This window comes from Flavobacterium sp. (genome assembly GCF_040402835.1).
Lineage (GTDB): Bacteria > Bacteroidota > Bacteroidia > Flavobacteriales > Flavobacteriaceae > Flavobacterium.
In genome coordinates this window covers 19770-34890 of the sequence record NZ_JBBALW010000017.1, presented here as the reverse complement: position 1 = coordinate 34890, position 15121 = coordinate 19770, and the positions used below count along the sequence as shown (strand labels likewise).

The window sequence follows — 15121 nt, the reverse complement described above, 5'->3', positions numbered from 1 at the left end:
ATTTGACAATCTATAAATGCTTTTTATAAACCGTAATATTCTAATTTATCAATTTATTTGGATACAGTTTTGCATTTTGCCTATTTTGAAGTATTTATTGTTCCTTACTACTATTAAAAAAAGCACTTTAACTTTCTCTTATTCGATAGTCAAATAACCCGCTACTCATATATAATCTAGGTCTGTTAATTTTTATTTACCTTTATTTTATAAGTTTTTAATGCTTTTAACATTATTAACCTAGTAATAAAGCATTACATCCCCTTCAATTTCTCTAAATAATCACGTTGATTTGATAATCTTGGGATTTTATGTTGACCTCCTAATTTGTTCTGGTCTTTCAGCCAATCATAAAATAAATTCGGTCGTGCAATATTCACTTGTAATGGATTTAAAGTCATATTATTGTACCGTTTGGCTTCATAATCCGAGTTTAAAGTTTGCAGTGTTTCATCTAATATTTTTCCAAAAGCGATAGGATCTGATGGGTTTTTCTTGAATTCAATCATCCATTCGTGCGCTCCTTTTTCTTTATCTTTCATGAAAATAGGCGCCACAGTATAATCTACCATTTCAGTATTGGTAAGTTGACAGGCTTTGGCAATTGCTCGATCGGTGTTTTCCACCATTAACTCCTCGCCAAAAACATTGATATGGTGTTTCGTTCTTCCCGTTACCCGAATTCGATACGGATTCAAGGAAGTAAACCGAACGGTATCGCCAATCATATAGCGCCATAAACCAGAATTTGTTGTAATTACAATGGCGTAATTTTTATTCAATTCAACATCGCACAATCGAATGGCAATTTGACTCAAATTTCCAAAAGTTTCCATCGGAATGAATTCGTAGAAAATCCCGTAATCCAACATCAACAGTAAATCATTTGAATTATTCAAATCTTGAATGGCAAAAAAGCCTTCGGAAGCATTGTAAATTTCATAATATTTGAAATCACTCTTCGGGACTATTTTTTGATATTGCTCCCGATACGGATCAAAACTAACGCCACCATGGAAATATACTTCTAAATTTGGCCAGATTTCTAATAAATTTCCTTTTCCGGTTTCTTCTAAAACCGTATTCAATAATACCAACATCCACGAAGGAACGCCCGCAAAACTAGTGACATTTTCAGTTTTAGTTTCATTGATAATGGCTGTAATTTTGGTTTCCCATTCACTCATCAAGGAAACTTTATTGCTTGGCGTGCTGCTGTATTCAGCCCAAATTGGCATATTTTCAATTAGAATTGCTGATAAATCACCAAAAAAAGTATTGTTGGTTTCATAGATTTGAGAACTCCCACCAAGGCGTAAACTTTTACCCAAAAACAATTCGGAATTTTCATTGTTATTCAAATACAAACACAATAAATCCTTGCTTCCTTTGTAATGACAATCTTCTAAAGCCTCAGTACTTACGGGGATAAATTTGCTTTTGGCATTTGTTGTTCCACTCGATTTTGCAAACCATTTTATCGGTGTGCCCCAAAATATATTTTGTTCGCCTTGTCGCGTTCGCTCTATTAAAGGCTGCAAATCTTCATAAGTTGAAATAGGAACTCTTTGAATAAAAGTAGCATACGTTTTTATCGATTCAAATCCATTTTCTATGCCAACAAAAGTGTTTTCAGCAGATCGAATGAGGTTCATTAGCAATTCTTCTTGTACCTCATTTGGGTATTTTAAGAACAACTCCATCTGATGGATGCGCTGTTTTAAAACCCAAGTCGCAAAGGAATTGATAATAGATATCGGCATTCTGATTTTGATTTTAGAATTAGAATATTAGATTTGTAAAACGACAAACAAATGCTAACTTTACCAAAAATAGCAATTTTTCGGAACTTAAAACTCCAAACCTTAAACTTTTAAATTAATGACATACCAAGGCGTCCTCAAAAAAATGCAAACCGAGTTTGAAAACCCCATTCAATATTATTTGATTTTTCAAGATAGTTTTCTAAATGTCAATCAGTTATTAAATAAAAATATTGAAATTAATTTTGTAGGCTTTGAATGTTTGAATTGCGGAAAGCAGAAGAAAATTTTCCGCCAAGGATTTTGCTATGATTGTTTTTATTCAAGTCCAGCAGTTGGTGATTGGATTATGAAACCCGAATTAAGCACGGCGCATCTTGGAATTCAAGACCGAGATTTGGCGTATGAAGAAAAAGTGCAATTGCAACCGCATATTATCTATTTGGCGTTGTCAAGCGAAGTGAAAGTAGGGGTTACGCGCAATACGCAAGTCCCAACACGTTGGATTGATCAAGGTGCCGAAAAGGCAATTGCTATTATAGAAGTTCCCAATCGGTACTTGGCAGGAATTACAGAAGTTGCTCTAAAAAATCATTTTGCCGATAAAACTAATTGGCGTAAAATGCTTACAAACGATATTGCACACATCGATTTAATTGAAGCGCGTTCCAATTTAGAACAATTAATACCTACCGAAGTTCGGGAATATTTTCATTTAGAAAAAAATGATTTATATGAAATGAACTATCCCGTTTTAGAATATCCAAATAAAATAAACAGTCTAAGTTTAGATAAAATACCAAATTTCAAAGGAAAATTAACAGGTATAAAAGGGCAATATCTTATTTTTGAAGATGGAACGGTTTTTAATGTTCGAAGCTCAGAAGGATATGTGGTGCGGATAGATGTTTAAATTTTAATAATAAATTTATTAACAGTCTTTGCAATTATACTTCTATTCTGAATTTCTTTTGTTAATTTGCGGTTAATATGAAAATCCAAAACCAAGCCGTTTTATCGATAGGAAGCAATCAAGGCAATCGTCTTGAAAATATCCAACAATGCATTCAATTGATTCAATTGGAACTCGGTACGGTTTTCAAAGTCTCAAAATTATACGAAACTCCTTCTTGGGGTTTTGAAAGTGACGCTTTTTATAATTGTGCAATTGCAATTCACACACATAAATCGCCGCTGAAATTATTGTCTGGAATTTTGAAAATCGAAAAGAAATTAGGAAGAATTCGAAAAGAACAGCAACTTGGTTACCAATCTCGAACCATCGACATTGATATAATTAGTTTTGAAAATGAAATCGTTCAAACGGAAACATTGGAAATTCCGCATCCGCAAATGCAAAACCGTTTGTTTGTTTTATTGCCAATAAACGACTTGCAATTGGATTTTGTACATCCTATTTTCGAGAAAACGATTCCTGTTTTAATTGATGAATGTGAAGATAAAAGCGTTTGTAAAATAGTTTCTGATTTGGAATTACCATTACAAAAATACAATTTACAACAGTACAATTACATTGCAATTGAAGGAAATATTGGCGCAGGAAAAACAACGTTGGCTTCTAAAATTGCCGAAGATTTTAATGCAAAAACTGTATTTGAACGGTTTGCTGATAATCCGTTTTTACCTAAATTTTATAAAGATCAAAACCGATTTGCTTTTCCATTAGAAATGTCATTTTTGGCGGACAGATACCAACAATTATCAGATGATTTAGCGCAATTTGATTTGTTTAAGGATTTTATTGTTGCAGATTATCACATATTCAAATCCTTAATTTTTGCAAAAGTTACACTGCAAGAAGATGAATATCGGTTGTATAAAACGCTTTTTGATATTATTTATAAGGAAATGCCAAAGCCTGATTTGTATGTCTATTTGTATCAAAATACAGATCGATTGCTGCAAAATATCAAACGCAGAGGCAGAAGTTACGAGCAAGAAATTCCTGCAGAATATTTGGATAAAATCAATAAAGGATATTTGGATTATATCAAATCTCAAACCAACTTAAACGTATTAATTATTGATGTTTCAGAAAGAGATTTCGTAAAGAAACAAAGCGATTATATTTTTATATTGGAAGAAATCAGAAAGAAATTAGCGGAATAAATCACCTCATTTTCTTAAAAAAGTCCCAAATCACAATTCCGGCACTTACGGCAATATTCAAAGAATGTTTGGTTCCTAATTGAGGAATTTCTATTGTTCCATCACACAATTCAATTGCGTTTTGTGAAACACCAAAAACTTCGTTTCCAAAAACCAAAGCGTATTTTACATTGGTTTCAACTTCAAAATCTTGAAGAAAAACCGCACTTTCAACTTGCTCAATGGCAAATACTTTTACACCTTCGGATTTCAGTTTTTTTATGACTTCCAAAACACTTTCGTAATGTTCCCAAATTACAGTTTCTGTTGCTCCCAAAGCAGTTTTGTGAATTTCTTTATTTGGAGGAGTTGCTGTAATGCCACACAAATATATTTTTTCTATTAAAAAAGCATCGGAAGTTCTAAAAACAGAACCAATATTATTCAAACTCCGAATGTTGTCGAGAATAATAATAAGTGGTGTTTTTGAAGCTTCTTTGAAATCATCAATAGATTTTCTGTTTAATTCACTGTTTTCTAGCTTTCGCATAGTTTTAGGATAATATTAAAAAAAAAGCTTCCTATTAAAAGGAAGCTTTTTTATATCATATAAATAAATTTAGCTTTTTGGTACAGCTATCACTGCAGCGGGAGTTTCGCGAGCCAAAACATTTCCCTTAATTGTTAATACTTTTGTAGGCTGACCTTCAGCATTAGAAGTTACAGTAACTGTTTTTGTAAAAGCCTGACCAGCTCTATCTGTTGCATAATGCACGCCAATTTCCCCTTTTGCTCCAGGAGCGATAGGCTCTTTTGGAGTTGTTGGAACAGTACATCCACAAGATCCTTGTGTATTTGAAATAATTAACGGTTTGTTACCATTATTTGTGAAAACAAATTTACGGGTACCATCAGAATCCGCTGGAATTGTTCCGTAATCAATAGTTTCTGTTTCAAAAACCATACCAGCACCTTCAACTTTTGGCGCTATAACTTTAGCATCTGCAGGTGCTTTTGCTTTTTTTGTTTCTTGTGCATTAGAAGTAGTAACTCCTAAAACTGTTAGCATAGCTAATAAAAATATTTTTTTCATTGTAATTTTAATTAAATTATTGGAACAAATCTAAATAAAAATTTCAATTCTACTAATAAAATTTTCTTAAAATTAAATTAATTTTCTAAAGTACTTAATTCAGTATAAAATAATTAAATTCGCTTTTGTAATATTCATATCACTTTTAAAACAATAAAAACTTTGGCAGCTAAACAAACAGAAGTAAAGGAAACCCCGTTAATGAAGCAATATAACGAAATCAAAAGGAAATATCCGGATGCTTGTTTGTTGTTTCGTGTAGGTGATTTTTATGAAACTTTCGGTGAAGATGCTGTTCGTGCGTCAAAAATTCTTGGAATTACCCTCACAAAACGTGGTGCAGGTTCGGCAACAGAAACTGCTTTGGCTGGTTTTCCGCACCATTCTATCAATACGTATTTGCCTAAATTGGTAAAAGCGGGACTTCGTGTGGCTATTTGCGATCAATTAGAAGACCCAAAAATGACGAAAACAATTGTCAATAGAGGCGTTACAGAATTAATTACACCAGGTGTTTCAATGAATGACGAGGTTTTGCAATCAAAATCAAATAATTTTTTGGCTTCTATTTACTTTGGTAAAAAAAATATTGGAATTTCTTTTTTAGATGTTTCTACGGGCGAATTTTTAACGGCTCAAGGAACGGAAGATTATATAGACAAATTATTACAGAATTTCAATCCAAGTGAAGTTTTGATTCCAAAGAATAATAAAAACGATTTTAAGGAAACTTTTGGCGAGGATTATCATAATTTTTATTTGGAAGATTGGGTTTATAAAGAAGATTACGCATTTGAAACGCTCACAAATCACTTTCAAACAGTCTCTTTAAAAGGATTTGGAATCGAAGAATTACCCGAAGGAATCATTGCATCGGGAGCAATTTTATTTTATTTATCGGAAACGCAACATAATAAATTACAACACATTACTTCCATTCAACGCATTGCAGAAGACGCATATGTTTGGATGGATCGGTTTACAATTCGGAATTTAGAGTTGTACCACAGTTACAATCCCAACGCCGTAACTTTATTGGATGTAATCGATAGAACGCTTTCGCCAATGGGTGGAAGATTGCTAAAACGTTGGTTGGCATTGCCTTTGAAAGACATTCATAAAATTAGAAATCGGCACGAAGTGGTTTCTTATTTGAAAGAAAACCAGCCCATTTTAAAGAATATTCAACACCAAATCAAGCAGATTTCTGATTTGGAACGTTTGATTTCTAAAATTGCAACTGGAAAAGTTTCCCCGCGCGAAGTGGTTTATTTGAAAGAATCGTTGGATGCTATTATTCCAATTAAAAAATTAGCGTTAGAAAGTCCGCAAGAAGCCGTGAAAGTTATTGGCGATACCTTGCACAGTTGCGAGTTATTGCGTGAAAAAATCAAAACAACTTTGAATCAAGATGCACCTGTTGCTATTGCAAAAGGAAACGCAATTGCCAAAGGAATCAGTGAAGAATTAGATGATTTACGGGCAATTTCAACTTCTGGAAAAGAGTTTTTGGAAGGAATTGAAAAACGAGAATCTGAAAAAACGGGAATTTCATCATTGAAAATATCCTTTAATAATGTTTTTGGATATTATATAGAAGTTCGAAATACGCACAAAGATAAAGTTCCAACTGAATGGATTCGCAAGCAAACATTGGTAAATGCTGAACGCTATATCACGGAAGAACTTAAGGAATATGAAACCAAAATTCTCGGTGCCGAAGAAAAAATCCACAAATTAGAAATGGATTTATTCGAGCAATTGGTTGCTTGGATTACTACTTATATTAAACCCGTTCAGCTAAACGCAAATTTGGTAGCGCAATTGGATTGCCTGACTTCTTTTGCACAATTGGCGATTGAAAACAAATATGTTTGCCCGGAATTAGACGAAACTTTTGAATTGGATATAAGAAATGGTCGTCATCCTGTGATTGAAAAACAATTGCCCGTTGGGATGCCGTACATCGCCAATGATGTTTTTTTAGATCGAGATACACAGCAATTAATTATGATTACGGGTCCAAATATGTCTGGTAAATCAGCCATTTTACGACAAACTGCTTTGATAGTTTTGTTGGCACAAATGGGAAGTTTTGTACCAGCGGATAACGTGAGAATGGGAATTGTCGATAAAATTTTTACGAGAGTTGGAGCGAGCGATAATATTTCGATGGGAGAATCCACGTTTATGGTTGAGATGAATGAAACGGCTTCAATTTTGAATAATTTATCTGATAGAAGTTTGATTTTATTAGATGAAATCGGAAGAGGAACAAGTACGTATGACGGAATTTCGATAGCGTGGGCAATTGCAGAATTTTTGCACGAACATCCTTCAAAACCAAAGACTTTATTTGCAACACATTACCACGAGTTGAATGAAATGAGTGAATTGTTATCTCGAATTCAAAACTATAATGTGTCAGTGAAAGAGTTAAAAGATACGGTGCTTTTCATTAGAAAATTAGTAAAAGGAGGGAGTGCTCATAGTTTTGGAATTCACGTGGCTAAAATGGCTGGAATGCCACAAACAGTGATTTTAAAAGCGCAAAAGTTATTAAAAAAATTAGAAAAAGATCACTCTGGCGATGCATTAACGGGAATTAAGGCGGAAAAGGAAGAAATGCAAATGAGTTTCTTTAATTTGGATGATCCTTTATTAGAAGAAATTAAAGAAGAAATACTTAGTTTAGACATCAATACCTTGACGCCAATTGAAGCGATGATGAAACTCAACGAAATTAAAAGAATGTTGACTAAGAAATAATTAGTTTTTGTATTAAAGGCAACGTTATCAGAAGTTTAAATTCTTGCTATTATTTTTTACTAAAAAGACTTGTATAATTGAATAAATGTATTAAATTTGCCCCCGCTATACATAACAAGTAAAGCGGCTCTTTTTAAAAATTGAAATGCGAAAATAGCTCAGTTGGTAGAGCGCGACCTTGCCAAGGTCGAGGTCGCGGGTTCGAGCCCCGTTTTTCGCTCTATACCATAGAAATTAAATTTTTTAATTTCAAAATGCTTGGGTGGTGAAATTGGTAGACACGCTGGACTTAAAATCCAGTGACTGTAATGGTCGTACGGGTTCAAGTCCCGTCCCGAGTACAAGAAAGCTTCAAACTTAGTTTGGAGCTTTTTTATTTTAATTAATTTCAACTATCCCTATTCTAAAATCATCAATCTAAAACCAAAAATTAAATGAGTGCTTTCGTTATCAGTAAAAGATTTGACGATTATTATAAATTTGTCTTCACTTCCAGAAAAGGCAAGGCAATATTCACCAGTTTTCGCTACGAGTTAAAATTTGAATGCGAGGAAGGAATTGACTATTTCAAAAATGCAATTGAAGAAGTTAACTTCGTAAAGGTGCGAACTGCTGGAGGAAAATATTATTTTAAAATTATGTTGGAAGAAGCTCATTTTGCAACAAGCAGAAAATATAATACCGAATTAATGTTACAAAAAGGAATTAAGGAAATCCTGTTGTATTCTCAAAAATCAGAAATTTTAGATTTTTCTTTTAATGATTTTCTTTTTACAAAAGAAGAAATTAAATTGTAAGTAATAAAAAAAGCCACGCAATTGCGTGGCTTTAATTTATATTGGTAAATTATTAGTTTACAGCTGATTCTAAATCTGCTCCAGCTTTAAATTTAACAACTTTTTTAGCAGCAATTTTGATAGTTGCTCCTGTTTGAGGGTTTCTACCGTCTCTTGCAGCTCTAGCAGTAACAGACCAAGATCCGAAACCTACTAAAGATACTCTTCCACCTTTTTTCAAAGTACCACTTACATTTCCTAAAAATGATTCTAAAGCTGATTTTGCTGCTGCTTTAGTAATTCCTGCATCAGCAGCGATTGCGTCAATTAATTCTGATTTATTCATAATAATAGTTATTAAATGTTGGTTAAAATTTTAATTCTCTAACAAAATTAGTAGGAATTCATTACTACACAATACTTTTTAAAAATATCTACACGTTTTGTTGATAACTTATGCTATTTGTTGATAAACATCGTATTTATATTTAAAAATCCGTTGTAACCACTGTTTTAGCACTCTAACAAACTAATGCTTTTTCGGAAAATGAAATTCCATTTAAAAGTTCTGAAGCTGTCATTTTTTTCTTTCCAGGGAATTGCAAACTCAAAATTTGAATAAACCCATTGGCAACAGCTATTTTCAATTCCTTCTTTGTAGTAATTATCTTTCCCACAGTTTCAGAATGTTGCTCATCAATTATCTTCGATTCGTATATTTTCACATTCCATTCTTGCTCGTTATCTTTAAAATGGCACCAAGCAACAGGATAAGGCGATAATCCTCGGATGAGGTTGTGAATTTCCTTTCCCGATTGTTGCCAATTAATTTTACAATTGTCCTTGTCTAATTTATATGCTGTTTTTATTTCGTCATTATTTTCCTGAATTTTTGGATTTACATTTTCCGTTTCAATTAATAGTAATGTCTTTAAAACAGTTTCACCTCCCAAAACCATTAATTGATCGTGCAATTGTCCTGCATTTACTTCTTCATCAATAGCAATTTCCGAACTCAAAATCATTGCACCTGTATCTATTTTGTCATCTATATAAAAAGTAGTAACGCCAGTTTTAGTTTCACCATTTATAATCACCCAATTAATTGGTGCTGCACCACGATAATTCGGTAGCAATGAGGCGTGCAAATTAAACGTACCGTATTTAGGCATTTCCCAAACTACTTTTGGCAACATTCTAAAAGCAACAATAATTTGTAAATTGGCATTCAAAGCCTTTAATTTCGACAAAAAATCTTCGTCTTTTAAATTAGTAGGCTGCAAAAGCGTCAAATTATTTTCTAATGCATATTCCTTAACGGCTGAATATTTTATTTTTTGACCACGTCCCGCAGGTTTGTCAGCCGCTGTAATAACGCCAACAATTTCGTAGTTGTTTTTTAGTACAGTATCCAAAATGCCCACAGCAAATTCGGGAGTTCCCATAAAAACGATGCGTAATTTTTCCATTATGATTTTAAAGTATATTTATTGTTGGATTTTATAAGAATTCGATCACTTTCCAATAAGTTTTGCAATGCAAAGATAATTGCATCTGTCGATTTTTTAGTATGAATTTGAATTTCTCTTGAATTTAAAGGTGCAATTTTCAATAAGGAAAAAATAAGTTCTCGAAGATCTTCGGTTTCAATTTCTGGCACTTTCTGCCCAATACAAAAGGAGCAAATTCCACAATTTACATCCGATTTTTCTCCAAAATAATTTAATATCAATTTGCTTTTGCAATTTTCAGTGTCTTTTACAAATTCCAAAACCGATTTCAATTGCTCTTTTTTTAAATTATTTTGTATTTCTAAATATTTTGAAACGCCGTTAATCGTTCGTTCATCTTCTCTAATGACATTGAAAATCAAACGAGTATCATTGCTTTTTGCATGATACTCTATAATTCCTTTTTCCATTAATTGATGTAATAATGCATTTACTGCAGTTTCATTGGTTTCCGCTTTTTTTGCAATCATCGCCATATTTAAAGCTGCAGGAACCTCGTGTATTCCAGGATAGGAGCGGAGCAAAGCCAATAATATTGGTTCGTCTTTTCTATTCAAGCTGATATATCGAAGTACCTCTTTGGAAGGAATTATAAATTGAACCGTCACTTTTTCTGAAAATTCTTGCGATAAAGTAATAATTCCTTGACGGTCTAAAAACTGCATTCCATTATAGGTTTTCAAAATCGGAAATTCATATTTTCCGCAAAACTGGTTCAAATTAAATGAAAATTGCTCCTCAATTACTTCGCCATAAGCAATTTGGAAATAATTACACAATTTTACATACATTGTATTTAGAAATTTTTTATCGGGCAAAACAGCAATAAACTGACTTTCAGCATTCGATTTATCGGAAGGACTTGTCAGCAAAACAGCATACGCCTTTTCTTCATTTCTTCCCGCACGACCCGCTTCCTGATAATAATTTTCTATATTTTCTGGCAACTGAATATGGATTACGGTTTTCACATTTGCCTTGTCAATTCCCATTCCAAACGCATTGGTAGCCACAATCACTTGCGCTTCTTCCGACATCCAAAGCTGCATATTTTTATCTTTTTCCTTTGCCGATAATCCACCGTGATAATACGTAGATTTGAATCCCAACGCTTGCAATTGCGACGAAACATCCAAACACGATTTCCTATTTCGCACATATATAATAGAAGGTTCTGGATTTTTCTTCAAAATTTGTTCCATCCGAAACAATTTATCTTCGGCTTCCAAAACAAAATAAGCGATATTTTCTCTGTTAAATGATTTCTGAAATACTGCCGTTTTTTCCAATCCCAATTGCAAAATCACATCTTCCTGAACTCTTTTCGTCGCCGAAGCGGTCAATGCTATAAAAGGGACTTTTGGAAAATGAGTTTTTAAATTGGAAATTTTCAAATACGAAGGTCGGAAATCGTGTCCCCATTGCGACACACAATGCGCTTCGTCAATTGCAATAATAGAAATTGGCAATTGCTTAATTCGCTCAAAAATCCACTCGGTTTGCAAACGCTCTGGTGAAAGGTATAAAAACTTATAATTCCCAAATTGACAGTTGTCTAAAAGCGTTGCCAATTCGTCTGATTTTATACCTCCAGTTAGTGCAATCGCTTTTATATCAAGTTTTTGCAAGTTCTGAACTTGGTCTTTCATCAACGCAACCAATGGCGAAATTACCAAGCAAATTCCTTCATTCATCAATGCCGGAACCTGAAAACATATCGATTTTCCACCGCCAGTTGGCAACAAAGCAAACGTGTCTTGACCACTCAAAACAGAGTCAATAATCTCTTTTTGAAGCGATCTAAACTGATCGTGTTTCCAGTATTTTTGAAGAATTTCTAACGCTTTTGGCATTTATTTTCGCTTAAAGTTTCAGGTATTTCAACAAAACCCGAACTAAATTTGCTCTAAGATAAAAATAATTCTGTTATCTAAGGTATCTTTTGGCACTTCAATTAATTCGTAACCGTAATTTTGATACGTTTCTGTAAGGTGATTGTAAATCAATTTTGCCTGTTCATAATTCTCGTAACGGGCGTCATCACTCACATATATATCTTCCCAAGGCGGAAGAATAAATATTTTTGTGTAGGTATTTTCACGACAAGCAGCATCAAAAAAAGAAGGATAACTGTCGCCAATATAATGCATATATGCCAAAACATCGGGAATTCCTCGGTCTAAAAAAACAATTTCGTGAGGCTCATTTTGCGCATTCAAAAACTGTTTTTTGCGTCCTTCCAAAAGCAATTCGCTAAAAAGTAACGGATTTTCAAGAAACAATTGCTCAATCCCTTGCTTCTTCGCTTCCATCGTCACCTCCCGTGAAATCTCAGGATAACAACAATATCCACGCTCTAAAAGCCCATCTATAATCGTTGTTTTCCCAGTTCCGGGCCCGCCAATAATAACTATGATTTCCTTTTGCACTTTTTGGATATAAGGTGCAAATTTACTCAAAGTAATCCGCATTTAAAAAAAATTATTTCTTTTTTGGAGCGAATTGTTCCCGCATTTTCAGCAAATGTAATTCCTGCTGTCCATTACAATCCACGAGATTGCTTCGTGCCTCGCAATGACGTGGGATTTCCATTTCCATCAGGGCTAAAAAGTATTCATTTGAACTTTTGTAAATTTCAAAAACTCAATCAAACTTTATAATTCGTAAATTTTACCTTATATTTGCTATAATATATTTTAGAATGGACAAGGATACCAAGGATTTTTATGACAGATTGAAAACAGAATTGAACAATAGTAACACTTGGCCAGCCAAATACCTGTTCAAATTCATCGTTCCAACAGACCAAGAAAAAATAAAAAAAGTAGAGAATGCATTCAATAGTATGGGTGCTGTAATTGAAACAAAAAATTCAAAAACAGGCAAATATACCAGCATCTCAATTGACGTTCAAATGCCAAATGCCCAAAAAATAATTGACAAATACCTTGAACTTTCAACAGTAAAAGGTATAATTTCCCTATAAATTATGGTTACAAAATATCAAAAAGAAGTAGCAAATGATGTGGTCTTCAATTTAGAATACAATTCAGAAAGAGAACATCTTATCATTCCAGAATACGGTCGTCATTTGCAAAAATTGATTGAACAAGCAACTGCTATTGAAGACCCAATTGAGCGCAACAAAGCAGCAAAATATATCATTCAAGTTATGGGAAGTTTAAACCCACACCTTCGAGATGTATTGGATTTTCAACACAAACTTTGGGACCAGCTTTTCATTATGTCCGACTTTAAATTGGATGTAAATTCACCCTATCCAATTCCAACTCGTGAAGTTTTGCAACTCAAACCTGATGTTTTAAAATACCCTCAAAACTTTCCAAAGTACCGTTTTTATGGTAATAATATCAAGTATATGATTGACGTTGCTAACAAATGGGAAGACGGAGAAATGAAATTGGCATTGATTAAAGTCATCGCCAATCATATGAAAAAATCGTATTTAAGTTGGAACAAAGACACCGTAAAAGACGATGTGATTTTTGAACATTTATATGAACTTTCTGGAGGAAAAATCAATATGCTTCAAAGTACAGAGGCACTTTTAAATACCTCAGATTTAATGAGAACCAATAAGCGTATTTCTAATAAAATCAATCCTTCGGGACCACTTATTAAACCAAAAATAACCAAATCAGGAAAGCCAAATAATCCAATTCACAAAAACCAAACCAGAAAACCGTTGTAAAAAATTTAAAATTTATGAGTTTCCATCTGTTCATTAACTCATAATTCATAATTAAAAAATCATAATTAAAAAATATGGGAACATTTAAAATTGAAGGTGGCATTCAACTAAAAGGAGAAATTACTCCTCAAGGAGCGAAAAACGAAGCATTACAAATTTTGTGTGCGGTACTTTTAACTTCAGAAAAAGTTACTATCAACAATATTCCAGACATTATTGATGTCAATAAATTAATTACTTTATTAGGTAATTTAGGAGTTAAAATTCAAAGAAATTCAACAAGTTCTATAACTTTTCAGGCCGACGAAGTAAATATTGGTTACTTAGAAACCGAAGCTTTCAAAAAAGAAGGTGGGTCTTTAAGAGGTTCTATAATGATTGTTGGGCCACTTTTGGCTCGTTTCGGAAAAGGATATATCCCAAAACCAGGTGGTGACAAAATTGGACGCAGAAGATTAGACACGCATTTTGAGGGTTTTATAAATCTTGGAGCAAAATTCCGTTACAACAGAGAAGACCATTTTTATGGTGTAGAAGCTGTTGACGGATTGGTTGGCGCCGATATGTTATTGGACGAAGCATCAGTTACAGGAACGGCAAATATTGTTATGGCAGCCGTTTTAGCCAAAGGAAAAACATCAGTTTATAATGCTGCTTGCGAACCGTATTTGCAACAATTATGCAAAATGTTGAATTCAATGGGCGCTAAAATAACTGGAGTAGGATCCAATTTATTGACCATTGAAGGAGTTCAAAATTTGGGTGGATGCGAACATAGAATCCTTCCAGATATGATAGAAATTGGTTCTTGGATTGGGCTTGCCGCAATGACTAGAAGTGAAATTACAATCAAAAATGTAAGTTGGGAAAACTTAGGTATTATTCCAAATACGTTCAGAAAATTAGGAATTACCCTTGAAAAAAGAGGCGACGATATTTATATTCCAGCCCATACTAATGGATATGAAATAAAAACCGACATCGATGGTTCTATTCTTACTATTGCTGATGCGCCTTGGCCAGGTTTTACACCCGATTTATTGAGCATCGTTTTGGTAGTTGCCACACAAGCAAAAGGCGATGTGTTAATTCACCAAAAAATGTTTGAAAGCCGTTTATTCTTCGTTGATAAATTGATTGATATGGGTGCCAAAATTATGTTATGTGATCCACACAGAGCCGTAGTTATGGGACATAATTTTGAATCACAATTGAAAGCTACCACAATGTCATCGCCAGATATTCGTGCTGGAATTTCATTATTGATTGCTGCGCTTTCTGCTAAAGGAACGAGTATTATTCAAAACATCGAACAAATTGATAGAGGTTATGAAAGAATTGACGAAAGATTAAGAGCTATTGGTGCTAATATTATTCGGGAATAACCC

The 15121-nt window shown here is 33.6% G+C and carries 14 protein-coding genes and 2 tRNA genes; 9 read left to right on the top strand and 7 right to left on the bottom strand.

The features are described 5' to 3' along the window. Nucleotides 1-254 precede the first annotated feature (254 nt). Nucleotides 255-1763, bottom strand: coding sequence for a GH3 auxin-responsive promoter family protein (locus AC9UEH_RS07355; RefSeq protein WP_509530255.1), 1509 nt, complete (start codon nt 1761-1763; stop codon nt 255-257). A gap of 118 nt (nt 1764-1881) precedes the next feature. Between AC9UEH_RS07355 and AC9UEH_RS07350 the strand changes: the two genes are divergently transcribed. Continuing rightward, nucleotides 1882-2676, top strand: a complete 795-nt coding sequence (locus tag AC9UEH_RS07350; RefSeq protein WP_509530252.1) for a DUF2797 domain-containing protein — start codon at nt 1882-1884, stop codon at nt 2674-2676. 77 nt (nt 2677-2753) lie between these two features. Further along, entirely contained in the window at nt 2754-3893 is a 1140-nt protein-coding gene (gene folK, locus AC9UEH_RS07345; protein WP_509530249.1) for a 2-amino-4-hydroxy-6-hydroxymethyldihydropteridine diphosphokinase, read from the top strand. 1 nt (nt 3894) lies between these two features. On the opposite strand, the gene AC9UEH_RS07340 is transcribed toward folK, so the two are convergent. Both AC9UEH_RS07340 and AC9UEH_RS07335 read right to left on the bottom strand, forming a co-directional pair. Further along, complete coding sequence (locus tag AC9UEH_RS07340; RefSeq protein WP_509530246.1) at nt 3895-4422, bottom strand: RNA methyltransferase; 528 nt, start codon at nt 4420-4422, stop codon at nt 3895-3897. A 69-nt stretch (nt 4423-4491) separates the two neighbouring features. Then, nucleotides 4492-4965: a DUF1573 domain-containing protein gene (locus AC9UEH_RS07335; RefSeq protein WP_509530244.1), complete on the bottom strand. Its 474-nt coding sequence runs from the start codon at nt 4963-4965 to the stop codon at nt 4492-4494. Nucleotides 4966-5127: 162 nt separating this feature from the next. Between AC9UEH_RS07335 and mutS the strand changes: the two genes are divergently transcribed. The 4 genes from mutS (at nt 5128) to AC9UEH_RS07315 (ending at nt 8531) form a co-directional block, all read left to right on the top strand. Next, nucleotides 5128-7734 carry a DNA mismatch repair protein MutS gene (gene mutS, locus AC9UEH_RS07330; RefSeq protein ID WP_509530241.1) on the top strand — a complete coding sequence of 869 codons (2607 nt, stop codon included), beginning with the start codon at nt 5128-5130 and terminating at the stop codon, nt 7732-7734. A 147-nt stretch (nt 7735-7881) separates the two neighbouring features. Continuing rightward, a tRNA-Gly gene (locus AC9UEH_RS07325) sits at nt 7882-7954 on the top strand. Nucleotides 7955-7990: 36 nt separating this feature from the next. Continuing rightward, nucleotides 7991-8075, top strand: a tRNA-Leu gene (locus tag AC9UEH_RS07320). 93 nt (nt 8076-8168) lie between these two features. After that, nucleotides 8169-8531: a DUF1508 domain-containing protein gene (locus AC9UEH_RS07315; RefSeq protein WP_509530238.1), complete on the top strand. Its 363-nt coding sequence runs from the start codon at nt 8169-8171 to the stop codon at nt 8529-8531. 52 nt (nt 8532-8583) lie between these two features. On the opposite strand, the gene AC9UEH_RS07310 is transcribed toward AC9UEH_RS07315, so the two are convergent. The 4 genes from AC9UEH_RS07310 to AC9UEH_RS07295 all read right to left on the bottom strand — a co-directional run bounded on the left by AC9UEH_RS07310 (nt 8584) and on the right by AC9UEH_RS07295 (nt 12450). Next, nucleotides 8584-8856 (bottom strand): HU family DNA-binding protein, encoded by a 273-nt coding sequence (locus AC9UEH_RS07310; RefSeq protein ID WP_509530235.1) that lies wholly within the window; start codon nt 8854-8856, stop codon nt 8584-8586. 175 nt (nt 8857-9031) lie between these two features. Further along, complete coding sequence (gene fmt / locus AC9UEH_RS07305) at nt 9032-9979, bottom strand: methionyl-tRNA formyltransferase (protein ID WP_509530232.1); 948 nt, start codon at nt 9977-9979, stop codon at nt 9032-9034. Next, nucleotides 9979-11874, bottom strand: a complete 1896-nt coding sequence (locus AC9UEH_RS07300; protein WP_509530230.1) for a RecQ family ATP-dependent DNA helicase — start codon at nt 11872-11874, stop codon at nt 9979-9981. The genes fmt and AC9UEH_RS07300 overlap by 1 nt, the downstream gene beginning before the upstream one ends. Nucleotides 11875-11916: 42 nt before the next feature. Then, the gene (locus tag AC9UEH_RS07295) at nt 11917-12450 is read right to left on the bottom strand and encodes an AAA family ATPase (protein ID WP_509530348.1); all 534 of its coding nucleotides are present in this window, start codon (nt 12448-12450) and stop codon (nt 11917-11919) included. A gap of 272 nt (nt 12451-12722) precedes the next feature. Between AC9UEH_RS07295 and AC9UEH_RS07290 the strand changes: the two genes are divergently transcribed. The 3 genes from AC9UEH_RS07290 (at nt 12723) to murA (ending at nt 15118) form a co-directional block, all read left to right on the top strand. Further along, entirely contained in the window at nt 12723-13007 is a 285-nt protein-coding gene (locus tag AC9UEH_RS07290) for a DUF493 family protein (protein WP_509530227.1), read from the top strand. 3 nt (nt 13008-13010) lie between these two features. Next, nucleotides 13011-13733, top strand: a complete 723-nt coding sequence (locus AC9UEH_RS07285) for a DUF4290 domain-containing protein (protein ID WP_509530224.1) — start codon at nt 13011-13013, stop codon at nt 13731-13733. A gap of 74 nt (nt 13734-13807) precedes the next feature. Continuing rightward, nucleotides 13808-15118 (top strand): UDP-N-acetylglucosamine 1-carboxyvinyltransferase, encoded by a 1311-nt coding sequence (gene murA, locus AC9UEH_RS07280; RefSeq protein WP_509530222.1) that lies wholly within the window; start codon nt 13808-13810, stop codon nt 15116-15118. The last annotated feature ends 3 nt before the right edge of the window (nt 15119-15121 follow it).

Excerpts from the sequence above, each read along its gene's own strand:
- AC9UEH_RS07285 (WP_509530224.1), top strand. The coding sequence starts at position 13,011 with ATGGTTACAAAATATCAAAAAGAAGTAGCAAATGATGTGGTCTTCAAT.
- AC9UEH_RS07355 (WP_509530255.1), bottom strand. The coding sequence starts at position 1,763 with ATGCCGATATCTATTATCAATTCCTTTGCGACTTGGGTTTTAAAACAG.
- fmt (WP_509530232.1), bottom strand. The coding sequence starts at position 9,979 with ATGGAAAAATTACGCATCGTTTTTATGGGAACTCCCGAATTTGCTGTG.
- AC9UEH_RS07290 (WP_509530227.1), top strand. The coding sequence starts at position 12,723 with ATGGACAAGGATACCAAGGATTTTTATGACAGATTGAAAACAGAATTG.
- murA (WP_509530222.1), top strand. The coding sequence starts at position 13,808 with ATGGGAACATTTAAAATTGAAGGTGGCATTCAACTAAAAGGAGAAATT.
- AC9UEH_RS07300 (WP_509530230.1), bottom strand. The coding sequence starts at position 11,874 with ATGCCAAAAGCGTTAGAAATTCTTCAAAAATACTGGAAACACGATCAG.
- AC9UEH_RS07350 (WP_509530252.1), top strand. The coding sequence starts at position 1,882 with ATGACATACCAAGGCGTCCTCAAAAAAATGCAAACCGAGTTTGAAAAC.
- AC9UEH_RS07335 (WP_509530244.1), bottom strand. The coding sequence starts at position 4,965 with ATGAAAAAAATATTTTTATTAGCTATGCTAACAGTTTTAGGAGTTACT.
- AC9UEH_RS07310 (WP_509530235.1), bottom strand. The coding sequence starts at position 8,856 with ATGAATAAATCAGAATTAATTGACGCAATCGCTGCTGATGCAGGAATT.
- folK (WP_509530249.1), top strand. The coding sequence starts at position 2,754 with ATGAAAATCCAAAACCAAGCCGTTTTATCGATAGGAAGCAATCAAGGC.
- AC9UEH_RS07340 (WP_509530246.1), bottom strand. The coding sequence starts at position 4,422 with ATGCGAAAGCTAGAAAACAGTGAATTAAACAGAAAATCTATTGATGAT.
- AC9UEH_RS07315 (WP_509530238.1), top strand. The coding sequence starts at position 8,169 with ATGAGTGCTTTCGTTATCAGTAAAAGATTTGACGATTATTATAAATTT.